This is a genomic window from Streptomyces sp. NRRL WC-3626, from assembly GCF_000718785.1.
In the GTDB taxonomy this organism is placed as follows: domain Bacteria; phylum Actinomycetota; class Actinomycetes; order Streptomycetales; family Streptomycetaceae; genus Streptomyces; species Streptomyces edwardsiae.
In genome coordinates, this window is record NZ_JOCA01000024.1 from 89,374 (window position 1) to 110,529 (window position 21,156).

Genomic DNA, 21,156 nt, shown 5'->3' on the forward strand with positions numbered 1-21,156 from the left:
CCTGTCACATCTCGTCCACCAGGGCCAGTTCCGCCCAGATGGTCTTGCCGTCGGCGGTGTGCCTGCTGCCCCAGCGCTGGGTCAGCTGGGCGACCAGCAGCAGCCCCCGGCCGCCCTCGTCCCAGGTCTTGGCCCGGCGCAGATGCGGCGCCGTGTGGCTGGTGTCGGACACCTCGCAGATCAGCGTCGAGGCGTCGTGGATCAGCCGCAGCCGGATGGGCTGGGCGCCGTACCGGATGGCGTTGGTGACCAGCTCGCTCACCACCAGCTCCGCGGTGAACGACACCTCGGTCAGCGCCCAGGTGCCCAACTGGTCGAGGACCTGCTTGCGGATGGGCGCGACCAGCGCGGGATCGGCGGGGATGTCCCAGGTGGCGACCTGCGCGGTCGGCAGTCCGTGGGTACGGGCCAGCAGCAGGGCCACGTCGTCCGTCGCACCGCCCGGCGACAGCACCGTGTTCAGCACCCGGTCGCAGGTCTCGTCGAGCGGGCCGGAGGCGCTGGACAGCGCCTCCCGGAGCAACGCGTGACCGGCCTCCGTGTCCCGCCCCCGGGACTCCACCAGCCCGTCGGTGTAGAACGCCAGCACCGATTCGTCGGGCAGCTCCAGCTCGGCCGACTCGAACGGCAGACCGCCCATGCCCAGCGGAGGCCCGGAGGGCAGCTCCAGATGCCGGGCCGGGCCGCCCGGCGCGATCAGCACCGGCGGGGGATGCCCCGCCCGCGACAGGGTGCAGCGCCGCGACACCGGGTCGTACACCGCGTACAGACAGGTCGCGCCGACCTCGCCCGAGCCGGGGTCGTCGCCCGACTCGTGCGACAGGTGGAGCACCAGGTCGTCGAGGTGGGTGAGCAGTTCGTCGGGCGCGAGGTCGATGTCGGCGAGGGTGCGCACCGCCGTACGCAGCCGGCCCATGGTCGCCGACGCCTGGATGCCGTGCCCGACGACCTCCCCGACCACCATGGCCACCCGCATCCCCGACAGCGGGATCACGTCGAACCAGTCGCCGCCGACGCCCGAGCGCGCGGCCGGCAGATAGCGGGTGGCCGCCTCCACGGCGGCCGTGCGCGGCAGGGTGCGGGGGAGCAGGCTGCGCTGCAGCGCCAGGGTGGTCTCCCGCTCACGGGAGTAGCGGCGGGCGTTGTCGATGCACACGGCGGCGCGCGCGGTCACCTCCTCGGCCAGCAGCACATCGTCGTGGGTGAACGACTCCGGGCGGGCGAAGCGGGTGAAGGCGGCCACCCCGAGGGTCGTACCGCGGGCCTGGAGCGGCACGGACAGCATGGAGTGGACGCCGAAATCCCGGACCTGACGGGCGCGCGGCTCGTCCACCTCGAGCCAGGGGTCGAGATCACCGGAGGGCACCGACGCCACGACGCTGTGCCCCGCGAGCAGCGAGTCGGCCTGGGGCGCGGCGGCCGGATAGACGACGACCTCGCCCGTCCGGGCGACCGCCTCGGGGCTGCCCGGTGTGAGCGACTGGTGGGCGACCCGGCGCAGTGAAACCGGCGCGGTCAGCGGGACGGTGAGCTCACCGCCGGGCTCCTCGGGCTCCAGCAGGTCCACGCTGACGAAGTCGGCGAGCGCGGGCACACACACCTCGGCCAGTTCCTGCGCCGTCCGGGTGACGTCCAGGGTGGTGCCGATCCGGATGCTGGCCTCGTTGACCAGCTGCAGCCGCTCCCGGGCCCGGTACTGCTCGGTGAAGTCGTGGGCGGTCACGCACACGCCCCGCGCCCGCCCCGACTGGTCGGTGAGCGGGGCGAGCCGGGCCAGCCAGGCGTGCGCGCGGCTCTCGCTGGTGGCCTTCATGTGCGTCTGCATCTCGTGCGGCCGGCCGGTACGCAGCGCCTGCCGCAGCTGCCGCTCGAGCTCGGTGTGCTGCGGCCGGCCGCCGATGTCGGTGGGCCGCAGTCCGCGCAGATGGGGGGCCGGCAGTCCGAGGAGGTGCGCCATGGCGTCGTTGACCCCGCGCAGCCGCAGCTCCTCGTCGAAGACCATCGTGGCGCAGGGCGACTGGAACACGGCCGTGCGGACCAGCGGGTCGTCGGGGAGCTCCTGGTCGGTGTCCTCCAGCGAGGTGGCGGCGAGCCACTCGCCGGGGCCGCCGCCCGCCGGCTCCCGGTGGTGCGCGAGCACCCACACCGTGACGGTGCCGCCGTCGCGGTGCCGCAGCGCGAGCGTGCCGCTCCAGCGGGCGACGGGCGGCCGCGGCGGGCCCGGGACGCCGGCGAGCAGCTCGGAGGCCGGCCGGCCGACGACCTCCTCGGCCGTATGTCCCAGCAGCAGCCGCGCACCCTCGCTCCACCGCGCGAGCGTGCCGTCGGCGGCGATGACGGCCCTGGCCGTCACGGCATCGTCGAACGGGTCGTCCGGGCTCATCCTCGCCACTCCATCGCGCACACTCACCGTGAACCGGTGCATCGCCTGAGTTCCAGCCTAGTGGTTCCGCGTCCCACGCGGACTGCGAACCTCCGCTCGGGGTGACGCCGTCCAGTCCTGTCCCAACCGTTGACGGAGTGTCACTCCTGCCACAACCATGGTCCGCGTACGGAGATGGGAGCGCTCCCAAAAACGCGCTCATACCCCCGCACCTCCCCCAGAGGAGCCCAGACGTGAACAGACGCAGAACCGCCGCTCTGCTGTCCCTGACCGGACTGCTGGCTACCGCGCTCACCGCGCTGCCCGTCACCCCGGCCGGGGCGGACGAGGTCGAGCAGGTCCGCAACGGCACCTTCGACAACGGCACCGACCCCTGGTGGGCCTCCGCCAGCGTCACCGCGGGCCCGTCCGACGGCCGCCTGTGCGCCGACGTCCCCGGCGGCACCGCCAACCGCTGGGACGCGGCCGTCGGCCAGAACGACATCACCCTGGTGAAGGGGGAGTCGTACCGCTTCTCCTTCAGCGCCACCGGCTCGCCCGCGGGCCATGTCGTACGGGCGATCGTCGGCCTCCAGGTGGAGCCGTACGACACCTACTACGAGGTGTCCCCGCAGGTCAGCGTCTCCGGGGACAGCTACTCGTACACCTTCACCTCGCCCGTGGACACCGCGCGGGGGCAGGTCGGCTTCCAGCTCGGCGGGAGCGCGGACCCCTGGCGGTTCTGCGTGGACGACGTGTCGCTGCTCGGCGGGGTCGCCCCCGAGCCGTACGAGCCCGACACCGGGCCCCGCGTCCGCGTCAACCAGGTCGGCTATCTGCCCGCCGGGCCCAAGAACGCCACCCTGGTCACCGACGCCGCCCAGCGGCTGCCCTGGCAGCTGAAGGACGGCGCCGGCCGGGTCGCGCGGAAGGGCTGGACCGAACCGCGCGGAGTGGACGGCTCCTCCGGGCAGAACGTCCACTCCATCGACTTCGGGGGGCACCGGAAGCGCGGCACCGGCTACACCCTCGTCGTGGACGGCGAGACCAGCCGGCCCTTCGACATCGGCACCGGCGCCTACGAGCGGCTGCGGCTGGACTCGGCGAAGTACTACTACACCCAGCGCAGCGGCACGGAGATCCGCGACGACCTGCGCCCCGGCTACGCCCGCCCGGCCGGGCACGTGGACGTCGCACCCAACCAGGGCGACGGGGCGGTGCCCTGCCAACCCGGGGTCTGCGACTACACCCTCGACGTCACCGGCGGCTGGTACGACGCCGGCGACCACGGCAAGTACGTCGTCAACGGCGGCATCAGCACCTGGGAGGTGCTGAGCACCTACGAGCGCGCCCTGCACGCCCGCACCGGCCGGGCGGACAGGCTCGGCGACGGCACGCTGGACATCCCGGAGAGCGGGAACAAGGTTCCCGACATCCTCGACGAGGCCCGCTGGGAGCTGGAGTTCCTGCTGAAGATGCAGGTCCCCGACGGTGAACCGCTGGCCGGCATGGCCCACCACAAGATCCACGACGAGCAGTGGACCGGGCTGCCGCTGCTGCCCGGCGCCGACCCGCAGAAGCGCGAACTGCACCCGCCGAGCACCGCCGCCACCCTCAACCTCGCGGCCACGGCCGCCCAGGCGGCCCGGCTGTACCGCCCCTACGACAAGGAGTTCGCGGCCACCGCGCTGGCGGCGGCCCGCGAGGCCTGGACGGCGGCCCTCGCCCACCCGGACCTGCTCGCCGACCCGAACGACGGCATCGGCGGCGGTGCCTACGACGACGCCACCGTGGCCGACGAGTTCTACTGGGCGGCCGCCGAGCTGTACCTCACCACCGGAGAACATCAGTTCAAGGAGTACGTGCTGAACTCCCCGGTGCACACCGCCGACATCTTCGGCCCCCTCGGCTTCGACTGGGCCCGCACCGCAGCGGCCGGCCGGCTCGACCTCGCCACCGTGCCCAGCCGGCTCCCCGGCCGGGACAAGGTCCGCCGCTCCGTCGTCCAAGGCGCCGACGGCTATCTGGCCACGCTGAAGGCCCACCCGTACGGCATGCCGTACGCGCCGGACGGCAACGTCTACGACTGGGGCTCCAGCCACCAGGTCCTCAACAACGCGGTCGTCCTCGCCACCGCCTACGACCTCACCGGCGCCGCGAAGTACCGGGACGGCGCACTGCAGAGCATGGACTACATCCTCGGCCGCAACGCCCTGAACATCTCGTACGTCACCGGCTACGGAGAGGTCAACGCGCACCGCCAGCACAGCCGCTGGTACGCGAACCAGCTCGACCCGAACCTGCCCGACCCGCCCGCCGGCACACTCTCCGGCGGACCCAACTCCAGCATCCAGGACCCGTTCGCCCAGTCGAAACTCCAGGGCTGCGTCGGCCAGTTCTGCTACATCGACGACATCCAGTCCTGGTCCACCAACGAACACACCATCAACTGGAACGCGGCGCTGACCCGCATGGCCTCCTTCGTGGCCGACCAGGGCTGACCCTGGGCGAAAGGGCCGGTGACCGCACGGTCACCGGCCCTTTCGGTACCCCTGCTCATATCGCTTGACCTGCGTGTATTTACGATTCAGTACCCGAGCGGTACCGTGAGGGCATGCCAGCTCTCAACGTGGAGTTCAGCGAGCGCGAGCTCGAGGACCTGCGGCAGATCGCCAAGGAACGTGGTACGTCCATGAAGGCGCTCGTACGGGAGGCGGCCGCCGCGGACATAGCCCGCCACCGCGCCCTCCAGGAGGGTGCCGAGGCCTTCCGCCGGTTCTTCGCCTCCCACGCCGACGAATTCGCCGCCGCCTTCCCGGACGACGAACCTCCCGGCGGCACCGGACGGGCCGCCTGACCGATGGCACCCGTGCTCCACATCGACGTGCCCTGGCTGCTCCAGCGGCACGAGGAGGTCCTCCCGGACCAGCCCACCGTCAACGACTTCTCCGCCCTGGTCGCGGCCGTGGCCCGCCATCGCGTCGACCCGCCCCGGCTGGGCGTCGACTCCGACCCCGCCTGGCGGGCCGCGGCCCTGCTGCACACCCTCGCGGTGCTCCGTCCGCTGCCGTCGGCCAACGCCCGGTTCGCCTGCGCCACCGCCGTCGCCTACATGTTCGTGAGCGGGGCCGGCATCGACCCGCCCTACGGCGCCCTGGTCGATCTGGCGCGCGCCCTGATCTCCGGCGAGGCGGATGTCTACGGCGCCGCCGACCGGCTGCGGTCCTGGCAGATCTGAGCGGGGCGCGGGATGTCCGGGCCCCGAGGTGAACCCGGCGAAAACCCCCCGTCGAAAGGCGGGGCGACCACCTCGGACGGCGCTTCCTTTCTGACTTTTTGTCAACGCGGCCCGGGTTGACCGGCCGCCTTGTTGGCCGAGCGCCGGTTGTGCGAGAGTGAGCCACCCGTGCGGGGGGTAAAGGCCGGGGCCGCACACGAGTTGACGTACCGGGTCCGATGCGCCGCTGGTGAATTCGCACCCCCCGTTCCCCGCCAAAAAGGTATGCACCAATAGGGCTCCTTTTCGGTGACGGAAACCCTCGAATGTCACATGCGCTGTGGGAAGGAATCATCTCAGTGCACACCCCCCACCCCCCTCGACCTCCGTACCCGCCGCCCGGCGGGGACCCGGGGGAATCCGACGAGTTCCTCGCCGTCCGGTTGCGGGGCCGTCCGGACGGCGAGGCCGGCTATTCCGTCGCGCTGCTCACGGCGCGGCACTGGCAGTCGATGCACGAGTACGCGGCCATCTGCCTGGCCACGTCGGGGCAGCTCGCCGCCACGGTCACCGCGGCCGCCCTGCACCGGGTGCTGGACCGGGTCGCCGTCGGCGAATCCGCCGTCGCACTCCGGCCGGTGCTGCTGGTGGGCGTGCGGGACACGGTCCGGGAGTGGGCCGCGGACGATCGAATAGCCGAAGTTATGCCGGAGTTGCAGAAACCGGCGGGCGGACGCGGCATGCGCGCGGCCACGACCATGACTCCGGAAAACCGGACACTCGCCCAGCGGGCATTCCGGGCGCTGCCGGCGCGTACGCGCTGTTTGCTCTGGCATGCCGAGGTCGAGGCGGAGCCGATTTCCGTACCGGCCGGTCTGCTGGGCATCGACCCCGACATCGCGGCGGGCGCACTCGAACAGGCGCGGGACAAATTCCGTCAGGGTTGTGTCCACGCTCATCAGGAACTGGCACCGACCAAGGACTGCCGCTTCTACAACCGTCTGCTCGACGTCCCGATCCGGCGGGGTGGAGCCCTGCTGCCGGACGTACGGCAGCATCTCGCGGAGTGCCGCTTCTGCCGGAACGCGGCCGAGCAACTCAGCCACTTCGAGGGCGGCCTGGGCCCGCTGATCGCCGAAGCGGTGCTCGGATGGGGCGCGCGGCGCTATGTCGACTCACGCCCGGGGCGCGTGAGCGCCGGGCCGCGCGGGGGGCGCGCGGCCCGGCGCCGGCGGCAGGGCGGCGACAGCGGGTCCGGCGGCGGCCGGCACCGGGTGCTGTCGCGGATCCCGGTCCCCGCACGCCTGGCGGGCCTCACCCTTCCGGACCCGGTGCGCTCCACCAGGACCCTGCTGACCGGTATCGGCGCGGTGTCCGCCGGGGTGCTGGTGAGCGTGCTCATCGCCGGGTCCTCCACTCCGGACGGCGGTGCCACCGACCCGACGGGCACCACCGCGGCGGGAGGGCGCGCGGCCATACCGTCCGCGTCCCCGCCCGGTGCCGCGGGGCTCCCCACGGCACCGGAGCGGACACGGTTGCGCAACATCGCCTCCGGCCTGTGCCTCGACACCCGGGGCGAGCCCCAGGACGGCTCCGGGACCCGGCTGGCGGACTGCACATCGGCCTGGACCCAGCAGTGGACGTACGAGGAGGACGGGCTGCTGCGCAGCGTGGCCGACCCCGGTCTGTGCCTGGACTCGCACAAGGACGCCGGTGTCGTCGTCCTCGGCACCTGCCCCGACGCGGGCGACCGGCGGGGCGCCGACGTGCGCTACGACCTCACCGTGCAGGGCGAGTTGGTGCCCCGCTGGGACGTCCAGCTGGCCCTCACCCCGGCGACCCCTGACGCGAACGCCGACATCGTCGTCAAGGTACGCGACCGCACGGTGAACCAGCGCTGGACCCCCGAACCGGTCCGCTCCACCACGGGCTCCCTGTCCATCACCGGGACCCACACCCCGCCGGCCCGCCACGCAAGGCTCGCCGAACCGGTGACGTGACCCTCCCGCCGGGGCGGGGTGCGTCCGAACCCCCGTCCCGGCCGGCGCCGAGCCGGCAGCGCCCAACGGGCCCGGCGCGCGGGCCCGGCCGGGCCGGTCAGGGTGTGATGTCCGTGAGGTCGGCCGGGCCGATGGCCGCCGGGGTGGCGTGGCCCGAGAGGGCCAGGGTGAGGTCGAGTTCGGCGAGGAGGCAGCGGATGACGTGTTCCACGCCCGCCTGGCCGTCGAGACCGAGCCCGTAGACGTACGGGCGTCCCAGCAGGACCGCCCGCGCGCCGAGGGCGAGCGCCTTGAAGACGTCGTCGCCGGTGCGCACCCCGCTGTCGAACAGCACGGTGAGCCGGTCGCCGACGGCCGCCGCCACACCGGGCAGCGCGTCCGCCGCCGCGATCGCCCCGGCCACCTGGCGGCCGCCGTGGTTGGACACCACTACGCCGTCCATCCCGGCGTCCGCCGCGAGCCGGGCGTCGTCGGGGTGCAGCACCCCCTTCAGGACGATCGGGCCGTCCCAGTTCTCCCGCAGGAACGCCAGGTCCGGCCACGACTTGGCCGGGTCGGCGAACATGCCGACGAAGTGCATCACCGCCGCGTTCGGATCCTCGTGCACCGGCTTGGCCAGCCCCGCCCGGAACGCCGGGTCGGAGAAGTAGTTCGCGGTGCCCACACCGTGCAGGAACGGCAGATACGCCTGGTCCAGATCGCGCGGGCGCCAGGACAGCAGGGGAGTGTCGAGCGTGACCACGAGCGCCGTGAACCCGGCGGCCCTCGCCCGGTGCAGGAAGCTCCGGGCCACCTCCACGTCCTTCGGCCAGTACAGCTGGAACCAGCGTTCCGCCTCACCCATCGCCTCCGCGACCTCTTCCATCGGAGTGCTGGACGCGGACGACAGCACGAACGGAACGCCCTGCGCGGCCGCCGCCCGCGCGGCGGCCGGCTCGGCGTCCGGATGCATGATCGACAGCACCCCGACCGGTGCCAGCGCCAGCGGCGCCGGCAGCGAGCGGCCCAGCACCTCGACCGACAGATCCCGCTCGTGCACGTCCCGCAGCATGCGGGGCACGATCCGACGGCGTGCGAGCGCGGCCCGGTTGGCGCGGGCGGTACTGCCGTCGCCGGCGGAACCGGCGACATACCCGACCGGCCCGGGCCCCAGCCGCCGCTCGGTCAGCTCCTCCAGCCGGGTCAGATCGGTCGGCAGCCGGGGCACGGCCCCTGTCATCCCGTTGAGATAGATCTCGTACTGGAAGTCGCCCCAGTGCTTCGCCATCCGCCCCGCCTCGTCTCCTCGAGCCACGCCGTCCCGCGCATACTGGCCGGTATGCGCGGGGCGCGTCCAGCGCCGGGGGCCATGACCGGGTCGTCGCGGGGGCGTTCCCATGAACACAAGGCGTCGACGAACGGTCTGCCGAGAACAGAATCGGAATGTTTCAGGCCGATTGCGGAGCGGCCGTATTCCGGCCATCTGGCCACATCGCGCGCCCCGCCTCCGTGCGGTTCCTGGGCGCACCACTCCGGCTTCCGTGACTTCACGCCACTGATTCAACACGCAATGTTACTGAAACCCGCATGCCCGAGGTGAAGTTCCGGCGCCGACTCGGCAGACTCCGGCACGCCGGTTCGGCACCGACCGAGCACGAGCCGGCGACTCGTCGACATCGACTCGTCGACACGAGCGGAAGGATGCACACAATGCGGAACACCGCGCGCTGGGCCGCCACCCTCGGCCTCACGGCCGCCGCCGTCTGCGCACCCCTGTCCGGGGCGGCGCTGGCCGCTCCGGGAACCGCCCCGTCCGCGCTCTACGCCCCGTCGGCCCTGGTGCTCACCGTGGGCCACGGCGAGAGCGCGCCGACCGTCACGCCGGAACGCGCGGTCACCCTGACCTGTGCCCCGGGATCGTCGGGCACCCACCCGGCCGCGGGGGCGGCCTGCGCGGAGCTGGCCGGCGTCGGCGGCGACCCCGCCGCCCTGACGATGAGAGAGGGCGCCTTCTGCACCAAGGAGTACGCCCCGGTCCTCATCACCGTCGACGGGGTGTGGCGGGGACAGCGCGTCTCCTACGAGCGGGTCTTCCCCAACGAGTGCGTGATGAACGCTCACGGTCCGAGCGTCTTCGCGTTCTGAGACCGGGATCGCACGGTTCCCGTGACCGCGTGGCGGCCGGCGGATTGGGGAGTGCCGGCCCTCCCGCGGAACGTGCGGTCTCGTGCAAGGAGGCCGGCGGGCGGAGTGGGGCCGCCCGCCGGCCTCCGGGCTGTTCACGGATCCCGCCGGCTCAGGCCCGGTCCCGGTGACTGGTGTCGCACCACGGATAGCGGCGGCTGCGGCGGCAGGTGCACAGAGCCACCCGGAAGCGGTCGGAGGCGACGACCGTGCCGTCCTCCAGCTCGACCTCGACCGGCCCCTCCACCAGCAGCGGGCCCTTGCGCCGTACGGTGACGCGTCGCGGGGTGTCAGACGGGGAGTTCGGCACGGATCACCACCAGCTCCTCCTTGTCGTCGGCCGCGGTGAGCAGCCCCCGTTCCCGCAGCCAGCCCTCCCTGCCGCGTACCACCGGGCCGAAGGCGATGTGCCGGCGCCGGATCACCGCGGCCTTCATCCCGGCCTCCCGCAGCCGCCCGACCGTCGGGCCGGGGCCGCTGAGCGCCGACTGCACCAGCAGCAGCACCCCGCCCGTCCGCAGCAGCGCGGGCGCCTCCCCGCAGATCCGGTCCAGGACCAGCCGCCCGTCGCCGCCCGCGTCCCAGGCACGGGCCGCACCGCGCGGCGGCGTACCGCGGCCGGGCGCCGGAACGTACGGCGGATTGGCGAGGATCAGGTCGTACGACTCACCCCGTACGGGTGCGAACAGATTGCCGCGCCGCACCCGGACCGGAACACCGGCCCGCAGCGCGTTCACCCGCGCCGTGCACACCGCGCGCCGGGACACGTCCACCGCGGTCACCCGGCAGCCGCGCCTGGCGGCCTCCACCGCCAGTGCGCCGGATCCCGTTCCCACGTCGAGCACACGCGCGCCCGGCGGGACGGGTTCGTCGGACAGGGCACCGGCCAGCAGCTCGGTGTCCTCCTGAGGGGCGTACACGCCCGGTGGTGCCAGTGGATTCACAAACCGCCGGGTACCCCCGCGATCAGGAGATATGGGTGAACTCCCGTGACAAAGGAGTCCGCAGTGACGACCGGCCGGCGCCCCAGTCCGCGAGCAGCCGCCCGCCCAGCAGATCCTCGGTGAACACGGTGGCGTCGACACCGAAGGCGACGTCCGCCTCCAGCCACGGCTCCTCCTCCAGCAGACCGGCGACGACCTCGTGCCGCACCACCTGCTCGTGCACCGCGTCCGCCTCCACGTGCTCGTCGTAGAAGTGCTCGGCGGCGGGCCCCGCGCCCGTCCGGCGCATCGCCTCGGCGAGTCGCCGGGAGCCCGGCGAGGAGGTGATCTCGACCGTCGCGAAGTGGCCGACCAGCGCGCCCCTGAGGGAGCGGTGCAGGCCGAACAGGGACATCAGGTTCACCGTCACGAGCTGCTCGGCGCAGGCCGCGTCCAGATAGCGCCCGTACGCCGTGTCCAGGCCCAGGTCCGCCATCAGGCCCGCGAACAGACGCGCGTGCACGCGGTCGGCGCGGCCGCCGCCGTACTCGTCGAACTCCACCGCGGCCATCGCCGCCTTGGCGCGCCCCCACAGCCTGGGCAGCACCCAGGCGTGCGGGTCGGCCTCCTTGAGGTGGTAGAGCGACCGCTGGGCGGCGTACTCACGGATCTGCCACAGCTCGCCCTCGTCGCGCAGGAAGTGGCTGACCCCGGTGCCGTCCACCGGCTCGACCAGGATCCCGGCGAACGCCTCCTCGACGCCGTCGTGCCGCCGGGCGTCCGCCCGCAGCGCGGCGAGGAAACGCTCCTCCAGGGCGGCCCTGAAACCCAGCAGCTCCGGGTCCCATTCGAGATCCGCCGCCGCGTCCGCGAATCCGCGGTAGTGCAGCTCGTAACACGTATAGAGGGCGAGCTGCAGGTCGTCGCCGTACACGGGGGCCGCGGCGATCCCGTCGTACGAAGGCAGCGGGCCGCCACCGCGCAGCCGCTCCACGACGCCGCCGCTCAGGGGCCCGCGCGGGGCGGGCAGCCGGGGTTCCTCACGGGGGTGTTCCATGCGGCCCGGGTACCCGGACGGCGCAAGGGCACCCCCGCCGGCGGGGTACTCCCGAGCAACTGGAGAAGGACGGGGTGGCGGTCGACGTCGTCCGCGCGGTGGACCTGGACATCGCCCCGGGCGTGATCAGCGAGGCCGTGCACGACGGCGACGGGCTCTTCCTCTCCTCGTACGTCCGGGTCAGCCGCGTGCCGCGGCGATGCGCAGCGGTACGGGCTCGGCGGCCGCCGTCTCCTTCTCGCTCAGGCGGGCGATCTCCGCCCACCAGGACGGGCCGTCCTCGAGGTGGCGCAGCAGTACGCCCTCGCGCAGCGCCCAGGGGCAGATCGTCACCGTCCGCAGACCGGTCAGCTTCATCACCGTGTGCCCCACCACCGCGCCCGCCAGACTCTGCGCGGCACGCGGCGCGGAGATACCGGGCAGCCGGGCGCGGTCGGCCGCGGGCAGCGCGGCCAGCCGGTCGATCGCCCCGCGCAGGTCCGCGCAGGACAGCTCCCGGTCCACGAACGGCCCGTAGCGTCCCGGCGCGGCCCCGCAGAGCCTGCCCAGCTGCTGGAAGGTGCGGGAGGTGGCGACCGCGGTGCGGGGCCCCTCCCAGCGGATCCGGGCCGCCACGTCCCGCAGTTGGTGCCGCACCCGGCGGCGCAGCGCCCGCACCTGCTCCGGGGTGGGGAGTTCCGTGTCCGCGAAGTACTCGTGGGTGAGCCGGCCCGCCCCCAGCGGCAGCGAGGCCACGAAGTCCGGCAGCCGGCCGCGTCCGAAGGCGACCTCCAGCGAACCCCCGCCGATGTCCACCAGGGCCAGCGGCCCGCACCGCCACCCCATCCAGCGCCGGGCGCCGAGGAAGGTGAGCTCGGCCTCCACCTCGCCGGGCAGGGTGCACAGGTCGACGCCGGTCCGGTCACGGACCGTGCGCAGAACCTCCTGCCGGTTCGGGGCGCCGCGCACCACGGCGGTCGCGAACGCCAGGGGGGACGACGCGCCCCACCGCGCGGCGGTCCTGTCCGCCGCCGCGACCGCCTCCACCAGCCGCTCCACCGCCTGCGGGGGAACCGGCCTTCCGGGCGTGACCTGTTCGGAGAGCCTGAGCGGCCACTTCGCCGTGTGCACCGGCAGGGGCGCCCCGCCCGCCGTGTCCGCCACGACGAGTCTGACGGTCTTCGATCCGACATCCATCACGCTGGTCCGCATGGCCCGTGGGTACCCACTTACCGCGCGGATCAACGGACGGCGGCGCGCATACGACGAAGAAGCGCCCAGGTGTGACCGGACGGTGACCGTTCGCCGGCGTCCCGGTTCACGCCAGCTGTCGTCGCACCAGTTCGTGCAGCCGCCCGCCGGTGTCCGCGAGGAGCAGACCGGGCGGCCCCTGCTGGACCACCTTCCCCGCCTCCATCACCACGATCCGGTCCGCGTCCAGCACCGTCGACAACCGGTGCGCGATGACGATCCGGGTCGCCTCCAGGGCCTTGGTGCTCTCGATCACCGTGCGCTGCGTCTCGTTGTCCAGGGCGCTGGTCGCCTCGTCGAAGAAGAGGATCCGCGGCCGGCGGATCAGCGCCTGCGCGATCATCAGCCGCTGCCGCTGCCCCCCGGAGACGGCGCCGCTGCCGGAGACGAGGGTGTGCAGTCCCATCGGCATCCGCCTGATGTCCTCGGCCAGCCCCGCCATCTCCGCCGCCGCCATCGCCTCCTCGGGCGTGTACGGCTCGGTGCCGCAGATGACGTCCAGGATGGAGCCGGTGAACGGCTGCGCGTGCTGGAGCACCACACCGCACTGGCGGCGCACCGCCGACTGGTCCAGCGCGGCCAGGTCCTGGCCGTCGTACAGCACACTGCCCGAGACCGGACGGTCGAAGCCGATCAGCAGCCGCAGCAGGGTGGACTTGCCGCAGCCGCTCGGGCCGACGACCGCGACGAACTCGCCCGGCCGCGCCTCGAACGACACGTCGTCCAGGACCAGCGGGCCGTCGTCGGAGTAGCGGAACGACAGCCGCCGCGCCTCCACCGCCCCGGACAGCGGACCCGGCCGGGTGCTCGCCGTCCGCACCTCGGGCATGGCGTCCAGCACCGGCCTGATCTGCTCGAACAGCGGCAGCGCGGCGACACCGGAGACGAACGCGCCGGTCAGCTGGGTGACCGAGGTCAGGACCATCGTCACCGACGTGTTGAAGGTGAGGAACTCCGCCGCCGTCATGGAGCCGCGCGCCGGCCCGGCCAGCAGCATGAACATCGACAGTGTCACCAGCGGCAGATAGACCGCGCCGAGGACGGCCGTGAGGTTCTTGATCCGGCCGGCCTTCTGCTGCAGCTCGCGGCTGCGGGCGAACTCCGACGCCCACGCGGCGTACGCGTAGTTCTCCGCCGCCGCCACCCGCAGTTTCGGCAGCCCGCGCAGGGTCTGGTAGGCCTGGTTGTTCAGTTTGTTGGTGAGCACCACCAGACGGCGCTGCCAGCGCACCTGCCACAGCCCGAGCGCCAGGAACACCCCCGCGATCACGACCAGCATCCCGAGCGCGGCCAGCGCCATCGGCACGCTGAACCACAGCAGCAGCACCAGGTTCACCGCGCCGATGGTGACGGACTGCGTCACGGTCGGGCCGACCCCGGCCAGCATCCGGCGGATCGCGCTGATGCCCATCGCCGCGCTCGCCAGCTCACCGGTCGAACGCTCGGTGAAGAACGTGGTCGGCAGCCGCAGCAGCCTGTCCCACACGGCCGGCTGCAGCGTCGCCTCCACCCGGCCCTCCAGCCGCAGCAGGGTGAGGTTCTGCAGCAGCATGAACGCGGCCGCCACCACACTGCTCAGCATGACCGCGAGACACACCTGCACGATCAGCCCGGTCTGCGCCTTCGGCACGAACTCACCCAGCACCCTGCCGGTCGCCAGGGGCACCAGCGCGCCGATCGCCACGGTCACCAGACCGCTCAGCAGCAGACCGGTCAGATCACCGCGCGTCCCCGACATGCAGAACCGCACCAGCCCGAGCGGGCTCAGCCGCCGCTCGGGCAGCGGACGGTAGAACATGACCGCGCGCGGCTCGAACTCCTCCGCGTTCGCCTTCTCGACCGGCGTCTCACGGCCGGTCGCCGGATGCACCGCCACATAGCCGCCGCGCCGCCACAGCAGCGCCACCGGCGCCCCCGACAGGGCCCGGTGTCCCACCAGCGGACCGACGTCGTCCCGCCACCAGTGCCCGTCCAGCCGTACGACACGGGTGCGCAGCCGGGACGCCAGGGCGACCTGCTCCACCGGATCGAGCCGGTCCCCGCCGGTCCCGGACTGCGCGGGCGCGGCGAGCGTGATGCCGGCCGCCCGCGCCACCAGCCGGCAGGCCGCGTACGTGGCGTCCGCGTCGGCCGCCGTGGTGCGCTGCCCCGACCGCTTGCCGATCGCCGCCAGCAGCGTCCGGTCGGCCTGGGCGCGGACCGCCTCACCCGCCGCGATGCCTTCCGCGGTCCGTGTCTCGTGGGTGTGCTCCAGCTGCTCGATCCACCGGTCCAGGGTGGTCATCAGCCGGTACTGCTGGTCGACCATGCTCTGCCACAGCGCCGGGTCCATCAGCAGATCGGCCGCCGCCTCCGCCCCGTACAGCGAGCCGTACTGCACACTGCCGGGCGGCACCTGCATCCAGAACACGTCGTCGTCGCTGGGTGCCGTGGCCCGCTCGGCCGCCATCGGGGCCTGGAACAGCACCGCCAGGCTCCGCCCCACCCCGAGCGCCAGCGCGTACTCCAGCGGGCTCGTCGTCGGCGGCACGTACTGCGGACTGCCGTACTCGTCGTACGACCAGGTCTGGGTGCTCGCCGGCTGGTACAGCTCGCGCAGTCCGACGCGGTGCACCACACAGTCCCGCAGCGGACGCGCCACCAGCGTGTGCGCCGGACCCGCCACCGGGCCCAGCACCAGCGAACCCGCCTCCAGCCGGCCCAGATGGTGCCAGTGCCCCTGCCGCTCGGCGTCGACCGCGAACAGGTCCACGGCGCCGGACGCGATCAGCCACAGCACCTGCGGCCCCTCCAGGTCCAGCCGGCCGAACCCGGAGCAGTCGATCGGTGTGCCCAGCGATCCGAGCGCCCCCAGGACGAGATCGCCGCCCTGGCCCTCGTGCACGGCCGTCATCTCATCGCTCCCTGACCAGTGCCGCGTACGCGCCACCGCGCGCCACCAGCTCCTCGTGCCGTCCGCGCTCCACGACCGTGCCGTGGTCCAGGACGACGATCTCGTCGCTGTCGCGCACCGTGCTCAGCCGGTGCGCGATCACCACACAGGCACAGCCGCGCCGGCGCAGGTTGTCCATCACCACCAGTTCGGTCTCCGCGTCCAGGGCGCTGGTCACCTCGTCCAGCACCAGGATGCTGGGCCGGCGCACCAGCGCCCGCGCGATCTCCAGGCGCTGGCGCTGGCCGCCGGAGAAGTTCCGGCCGTCCTGCTCGACCGGGCTGTGGATGCCGCCCGGACGGCGCCGGATCACGTCGTACAGCGCGGCGTCCTCGAGCGCCTCCACCACGGCCTCGTCCGGGACCGACGGATCCCACAGCGCCACGTTGTCGCGGACGGTGCCCTCGAACAGGAACACCTCCTGGTCGACGAAGGAGACGGACGCGGCCAGCGCCCCGCGCGCGATGTCCTCGATGCGCTGCCCGTCGATCCGGATCACGCCCTCCCACGGTGTGTACAGCCCCGAGATCAGCCGGGACACCGTGGACTTGCCGCTGCCCGAGCCACCCACCAGCGCCACCTGCTGCCCGGGACCCACGGTCAGGTCGAACCCGGTCAGCAGCGGCTTGTCCAGCGGGTTGTAGCCGAAGGCCAGGTTCTGCAGCTCGACATGGCCGTGCAGCCGGCGTGTCGACTCCCCGGCGCCCGGACGGCCGTAGAGCGGGTCCGCCCGGAAGTTCTCCACGTCCTTCAGCCGGGCCACGTCCGCGGCGAAGTCCTGGATCCGGCCCGCGACCCCGTTGAGCCGCGTCAGCGGGGCGGTGAACCGGGCGACCAGCGCCTGGAACGCGACCAGCAGACCGACCGTGATGTGCCCCTCGACCGCCCGCATGCCCCCGATCCACAGGATCAGCGCGCTGTTGAGCGTGGCGAGCGTCGGCGCGACGACACCGAGCCAGGCGCTCGGCACACCGAGCCGCTGCTGCTCCTCCAGCGTGGTGGCGTGCTGCCCCGCCCACTTGCGGAAGTAGCCGTCCTCCCCGCCGGTCGCCTTCAGCGTCTCGATCAACTGCAGCCCGGTGTACGCCGTGTTGGTGAGCCGCGCGTTGTCCGCGCGCAGTTTCGCCGTACGGGTGGCACGCAGCCGGATCACGATCCGCATGGCGACGATGTTCAGCAGCGCCACACCGATGCCGACGAACGTCAGCTGCGGGTCGTACGTGTACAGCAGCACCGCGTACAGCACGACCACCACCGCGTCCACGCCCGCCGCCGACAGATCGCGGGCCAGCGTCTCGGCCACCGCGTCGTTCGACTGCAGCCGCTGCACCAGGTCGGCCGGGCTGCGCTGGGCGAAGAACGTCACCGGCAGCCGCAGCAGATGGCGCAGGAAACGGGCGCTGGACAGGGTGGAGGAGATGAGGCGGCCGCGCAGCAGATTGCCCTGCTGCAGCCAGGTCAGCACCAGAGTGAGCAGGACGCACGCGCCCATCGACGTGAACAGCACGCCGAGCATCGAGGTACGGCCGCCGATCAGGAACTCGTCGATGAAGGTGCGGCTGAGCCCCGGCACCGCCGCCCCGACCGCCACCAGCAGCAGACTCGACAGCACCACCGCCGGCATGGTGCCCGCCGTGCCGCGCAGCCGGGCCGGCATCGCGCCGAGCACACCCGGCTTGCGGCCGCCGCGGCTGAAGTCCTCCCCGGGCTCCATCACCAGCACGACGCCGGTGAAGCTGCCGTCGAACTCCTCCAGCGGGACGAACCGCCGTCCCTTGCCCGGGTCGTTGATGTAGACGCCGCGCCGGCCGAAGCGGCGGCCCATGCCGTCGTAGACGACGTAGTGGTTGAACTCCCAGAACAGGACGGCCGGTGACGTCACCTCGGCGAGCGCCGCCAGATCCATCTGCATGCCCTTGGCGGTCAGGCCGTAACTCCGGGCCGCCTTCAGCAGGTTGCTGGCGCGCGAGCCGTCCCGCGAGACACCGCAGGCGATCCGCAGCTCCTCCAGCGGTACATGGCGGCCGTAGTGGCCGAGCACCATCGCGAGCGAGGCGGCGCCGCACTCCACCGCCTCCATCTGCAACACGGTGGGCGTACGGACCGTCTTCGCACGGGACTTGGGCACGGTGCGCTTCGGCGGGGCCGCACGGCGTCTGCCGCGGGTCTCCTGGGCGGTGGTCACGGGAGCAGCCAATCGACGGGACGCCGGTCGGCCAGCCGGATCGAACCCGTGGCCAGGGTCATCGAGGTCAGGGCGAACGGCGGACCGTCCGCCGACGACCAGGCGTAGCCGCTCTCGGTGCCGGACGACTTCTCCAGCTCCACCGTGACCGCCACCGGCCGGCCCTCCTTGGTGAACTGCTCGCCGAGCTGGGCGTCCCCGAGGAACGCGGCGATCTGCTGGGCCGACTGGGCCGAGCGGTCGACCGACTTCACCTTCCCGTGCAGGACGCCGTACTCCTGGCTCGGCACGGACTGCACGGTCAGGTCGACGGAGGCGTGCGCGGGGATGCCGGCGGCGCTCTCGGCGGGGACGTACACCGTCGCGCAGAGCGGGGACCCGGAGCCGGTGACCTTCTCCACGGCGGCGACGTTCGCGCCGGTGGAGATGATCTGCCCGGTGCTGGCGGCGAGCGCGGTGACCCGGCCCGCGTCGAGGGTGCGGACGACCTCGTCGCCGTCCCCGGTGCGGACCTCGAGGACGGGGGCGCCGGCGGGCAGCCGCGCCCCTTCCTTCGCGAGGACGGCGGTGACCTGGCCGGCGACGGGGCTCTGCAGGACGTAACTGCCCTGCCCGTACGTGAGGACGGCGGGCGCGCCGACCGTCGAGGTCACCGAGCCGGTCAGCGCCCACACGGACGCGGCCGCCATGGCGACCACCGTCACGGACAGCACCAGCCAGCCCTGCGGGCGCGCGAACCGCACCGGGAGGTCGAGTTCCTCCGGCGACTGGAGCTTGGCGAGGGCCTGTTGGCGGAACTGCACGAGTCTTCCCTCACCTGCGTGAACTCTGCGGGCAACTCAAGGGACGTGTACGCACCGCGGAGTCCCGGAGCCGGGGGGCGGCTCCGGGACTCCGCGGCACAAGGGCGCGATCAGAGACCGGCGACCAGGTTCGTCACCGGGGCGGTGTTCAGGCCGGTGACACCCTCGACGGTGCCGACGACCGTGTCGACCAGGCCGGAGACCGGGGCGATACCGTCCACCGCGCCCGTGATGCTGTTCACGGCGTTCAGGGACAGGCCGCCGGAGACGTTGTCGAGGTCGGCGTCGGAGATCTCGACGGTCTCAACCTGGGGGGTGGAGTTCATGATGGAACTTCCCTTCGTATGGGTATGTCACAAGGGGGAGCGACCCCCTCCGTGGGGACGGATGAAGGCCGCGACCGCGGGCGCCGGACGCCCGTCGCCGGAAGCCCGGAACGGCCCTGCGGTGCGATGGATCAAAGCACGCGGCGAGCCCGGGCTTCCAATCAACCAAACGCCTCACCAGGCAACTTGTGCCGTGCGCGGGTCCAAGCGTGCAGACGCGGGCACGGTGCGGGGGCGACTTCTTCACATGCCCCACCGCATCGCCCCGTCCCGCCACTTGCGCCCCGGAGAACGGAATCCGGCACACCGGCCCCAAAGGCGTACCCCGGTCGGCCGGCCTGTGGACGAATCCCGGTTCCGGTGACCGGGTTGGGCATTCGCTGTGCAGATTCACCGAAGCCGGGATTCCGTCACAGGTGCGTGACCGAGCGTGCCGGACCGGTGGCTCTCCGTGAAGGTTCCGGGGGATTGAACGCCTCCCGCGGCGCGTGCGTACCAACAGCCATCCAGGCGCCCCACAGCTGCCGGACACCGGCACGACTCCGGTCCCCCCAGGAGGTCGAGAAGTTTGAGTCACAAGCGAATCCCGAAGCGCAAGGCCGCGATAGCGGTGGGCTCGGTGGTGGCGCTGGGCGCCGCCGCGTTCCTGCTCCCCCACGCGAACGCCTCCCAGGACGGCGCGTCGGACGGCGCCTCCGCGACGCCGAAGACCCTCAAGGCGGGCGATGCCTCGGATCTCGCCTCGCAGCTCGCCGGGCTCCTCGGTGACGCGTTCGCCGGCTCCTACTACGACGGCGACAGCAAGCAGCTCGTCGTGAACGTCGTGGCGGGCGACGACAACAACGTCGTCGTCCAGGCCGAGAAGGCCGGCGCCGCCGTCCGCGAGGTCGACAACAGCATGGCCGAACTGGAGGCCGGCGCGCACACGCTGAAGACGGAGGCGACCATCCCGGGCACCTCCTGGGCGGTCGACCCGCGCACCAACAAGATCCTCGTCACCGCGGACAGCACGGTGACCGGCGACAAGTGGAACCGGCTGGAATCCACCGTCGAGGGCCTCGGTTCCGGCATGGCGACCATCAAGAAGTCCGAGGGCACCTTCAGAACGTTCGCGTCGGGCGGTGACGCCATCTTCTCCGGCGGCGCGCGCTGCTCGCTCGGGTTCAACGTCACGGCGGGTGACGGCAGTCCGGCGTTCCTGACGGCCGGTCACTGCGGGGTCGCGGCCGAGCAGTGGTCCGACGCGCAGGGTGGTCAGCCGATCGCCACCGTCGACCAGGCGGTCTTCCCCGGCACGGGCGACTTCGCGCTCGTGCGGTACGACGATCCCGCGACCGTCGCGCCCAGTGAGGTGAACCTCGGGGAGCAGACCCTCGCGATCTCGCAGGCGGCGGACGCGACCGTGGGGCAGGAGGTGTTCCGGATGGGGAGCACGACCGGGCTCTCCGACGGGCAGGTGCTCGGGCTGAACGCGACGGTGAACTATCCGGAAGGGACCGTTACCGGGCTCATCCAGACGAATGTCTGTGCGGAGCCCGGGGACAGTGGCGGGTCGATGTTCACCCGGGACGGGCTGGCGGTCGGGCTGACCTCGGGGGGCAGTGGTGACTGCACCGTGGGGGGTGAGACGTTCTTCCAGCCGGTGACCACCGCGTTGGAGGCTGTGGGGGCGTCGCTCGGTGAGGCCGGGGCCGGGGGCGGGGCCGGGGCCGGGGGCGGCCAGGAGGCCGGCGGTGAGGACGCCGGTGCGGGTGGTCAGGGTGCGGGGGAGGAGTCCGCGGTGAGCGGGGCGCACTGACGCGTGCCTTCGCGGCCCCGGGTTCGCCGTTGTGGCGGGACCGGGGCCGTCGGCTGTTCCGGTGGGGGTGGGGGTCCCTGAGGGGTTTCGCCCCCGCCGCCCTTTCCCTTCCCGTCCCTGGGGGCTCCGCCCCCAGACCCCCGTTCGCGCAGTTCCCCGC

General features: G+C 72.8%; 16 protein-coding genes. 6 read left to right on the forward strand and 10 right to left on the reverse strand.

From position 1 onward, the window contains the following. Positions 1 to 4 precede the first annotated feature (4 nt). Entirely contained in the window at positions 5 to 2,383 is a 2,379-nt protein-coding gene (locus tag IF28_RS0129755; RefSeq protein ID WP_030226610.1) for a SpoIIE family protein phosphatase, read from the reverse strand. A gap of 233 nt (positions 2,384 to 2,616) precedes the next feature. Between IF28_RS0129755 and IF28_RS0129760 the strand changes: the two genes are divergently transcribed. The 4 genes from IF28_RS0129760 to IF28_RS0129775 all read left to right on the forward strand — a co-directional run bounded on the left by IF28_RS0129760 (position 2,617) and on the right by IF28_RS0129775 (position 7,579). Then, a complete protein-coding gene (locus IF28_RS0129760; protein WP_030226614.1) occupies positions 2,617 to 4,863 on the forward strand; it encodes a glycoside hydrolase family 9 protein in 2,247 nt (748 codons plus the stop codon). Positions 4,864 to 4,976: 113 nt separating this feature from the next. Further along, a complete protein-coding gene (locus tag IF28_RS0129765; protein WP_030226616.1) occupies positions 4,977 to 5,219 on the forward strand; it encodes a hypothetical protein in 243 nt (80 codons plus the stop codon). Positions 5,220 to 5,222: 3 nt separating this feature from the next. After that, positions 5,223 to 5,600 carry a hypothetical protein gene (locus IF28_RS0129770; RefSeq protein ID WP_030226619.1) on the forward strand — a complete coding sequence of 126 codons (378 nt, stop codon included), beginning with the start codon at positions 5,223 to 5,225 and terminating at the stop codon, positions 5,598 to 5,600. Between the two features lie 338 nt (positions 5,601 to 5,938). Beyond that, positions 5,939 to 7,579 (forward strand): RICIN domain-containing protein, encoded by a 1,641-nt coding sequence (locus tag IF28_RS0129775; protein WP_030226622.1) that lies wholly within the window; start codon positions 5,939 to 5,941, stop codon positions 7,577 to 7,579. 97 nt (positions 7,580 to 7,676) lie between these two features. On the opposite strand, the gene IF28_RS0129780 is transcribed toward IF28_RS0129775, so the two are convergent. Beyond that, positions 7,677 to 8,846, reverse strand: coding sequence for a lactate 2-monooxygenase (locus IF28_RS0129780; RefSeq protein WP_030226626.1), 1,170 nt, complete (start codon positions 8,844 to 8,846; stop codon positions 7,677 to 7,679). 422 nt (positions 8,847 to 9,268) lie between these two features. On the opposite strand from IF28_RS0129780, the gene IF28_RS0129785 reads away from it, so the two are divergent. Continuing rightward, positions 9,269 to 9,703: a subtilase-type protease inhibitor gene (locus tag IF28_RS0129785; protein ID WP_030226628.1), complete on the forward strand. Its 435-nt coding sequence runs from the start codon at positions 9,269 to 9,271 to the stop codon at positions 9,701 to 9,703. Between the two features lie 151 nt (positions 9,704 to 9,854). On the opposite strand, the gene IF28_RS0129790 is transcribed toward IF28_RS0129785, so the two are convergent. From IF28_RS0129790 to IF28_RS0129825, 8 genes are all read right to left on the reverse strand, one after another. Continuing rightward, positions 9,855 to 10,052 carry a CDGSH iron-sulfur domain-containing protein gene (locus IF28_RS0129790; protein ID WP_030226631.1) on the reverse strand — a complete coding sequence of 66 codons (198 nt, stop codon included), beginning with the start codon at positions 10,050 to 10,052 and terminating at the stop codon, positions 9,855 to 9,857. Beyond that, positions 10,033 to 10,662, reverse strand: a complete 630-nt coding sequence (locus tag IF28_RS0129795) for a HemK2/MTQ2 family protein methyltransferase (RefSeq protein ID WP_030226634.1) — start codon at positions 10,660 to 10,662, stop codon at positions 10,033 to 10,035. Before IF28_RS0129795 ends, IF28_RS0129790 begins: the two co-directional genes overlap by 20 nt. Before the next feature lie 46 nt (positions 10,663 to 10,708). After that, positions 10,709 to 11,722 (reverse strand): iron-containing redox enzyme family protein, encoded by a 1,014-nt coding sequence (locus IF28_RS0129800; RefSeq protein WP_030226636.1) that lies wholly within the window; start codon positions 11,720 to 11,722, stop codon positions 10,709 to 10,711. Positions 11,723 to 11,902: 180 nt separating this feature from the next. After that, positions 11,903 to 12,913, reverse strand: a complete 1,011-nt coding sequence (locus IF28_RS0129805) for a hypothetical protein (protein ID WP_030226637.1) — start codon at positions 12,911 to 12,913, stop codon at positions 11,903 to 11,905. A 106-nt stretch (positions 12,914 to 13,019) separates the two neighbouring features. Further along, complete coding sequence (locus IF28_RS0129810) at positions 13,020 to 15,845, reverse strand: NHLP bacteriocin export ABC transporter permease/ATPase subunit (protein ID WP_030226638.1); 2,826 nt, start codon at positions 15,843 to 15,845, stop codon at positions 13,020 to 13,022. A 1-nt stretch (position 15,846) separates the two neighbouring features. After that, positions 15,847 to 18,069 (reverse strand): NHLP family bacteriocin export ABC transporter peptidase/permease/ATPase subunit, encoded by a 2,223-nt coding sequence (locus IF28_RS0129815; protein WP_030226641.1) that lies wholly within the window; start codon positions 18,067 to 18,069, stop codon positions 15,847 to 15,849. After that, positions 18,066 to 18,872 (reverse strand): HlyD family efflux transporter periplasmic adaptor subunit, encoded by an 807-nt coding sequence (locus tag IF28_RS0129820; protein WP_030226644.1) that lies wholly within the window; start codon positions 18,870 to 18,872, stop codon positions 18,066 to 18,068. The genes IF28_RS0129815 and IF28_RS0129820 overlap by 4 nt, the downstream gene beginning before the upstream one ends. A 110-nt stretch (positions 18,873 to 18,982) precedes the next feature. After that, complete coding sequence (locus tag IF28_RS0129825; RefSeq protein ID WP_030226648.1) at positions 18,983 to 19,198, reverse strand: hypothetical protein; 216 nt, start codon at positions 19,196 to 19,198, stop codon at positions 18,983 to 18,985. 568 nt (positions 19,199 to 19,766) lie between these two features. Between IF28_RS0129825 and IF28_RS0129830 the strand changes: the two genes are divergently transcribed. Beyond that, positions 19,767 to 20,996 carry a S1 family peptidase gene (locus IF28_RS0129830; protein WP_037894283.1) on the forward strand — a complete coding sequence of 410 codons (1,230 nt, stop codon included), beginning with the start codon at positions 19,767 to 19,769 and terminating at the stop codon, positions 20,994 to 20,996. The last annotated feature ends 160 nt before the right edge of the window (positions 20,997 to 21,156 follow it).